The sequence below is a fragment of the Alistipes sp. CHKCI003 genome, from assembly GCF_900021155.1.
GTDB lineage: Bacteria > Bacteroidota > Bacteroidia > Bacteroidales > Rikenellaceae > Alistipes > Alistipes excrementavium.
The window spans coordinates 1-567 of sequence record NZ_FCNT01000040.1; the positions used below are offsets into that span (position 1 = coordinate 1).

General features: G+C 65.4%; 1 pseudogene. It reads left to right on the plus strand.

What is annotated here, in order from left to right:
• A pseudogene (locus tag BN3659_RS13100) lies at window positions 1-567 on the plus strand (hypothetical protein); the annotation flags it as partial.

The window sequence follows — 567 nt, forward strand, 5'->3', positions numbered from 1 at the left end:
GGCGAGCAGGCTCAGCACGAGGGCGACACCTTCACCAACACGCAGCCTTACGTCGACGCCCAGACGACTCCCGATGCGGGCAAGTCGTGGCGGTGGGTGAAGTCGGGCGAGGCCTACGAATGGACCCTGATCGCGGACAGCGACGCCGTAAAAGCGCTGCGGGAGGCTGCCAAGGCGCAAGAGACGGCCGACGGCAAGAGCCGGACGTTCGTCGTGCAGCCCGCACCGCCGTACGATGTGGGCGACCTGTGGATGCAGGGGCCCTCGGGCGACGTGATGCGCTGCATCAAATCCCGCCAGACAGGCGCTTTCGATGCTTCGGATTGGGATAAGGCTTCGAAGTACACGGACGATACGCTGGCCCGGGATGCGAAGCAAACGGCCCGGACGGCCCAAGAGACGGCCGACAAGGCGAAAGCGTCGGCCGAAGCCGCGACCGGCAAGCTCGCCACATGGGCCTCGGACAGCTACATCTCGCCGCAGGAGAAAACGGCCCTCCGGCAGCAGCAGAAGGACATACAGTCGGAGCATGCCGAGATCACGGCGCAGGCGTCCAAATATTCGGTC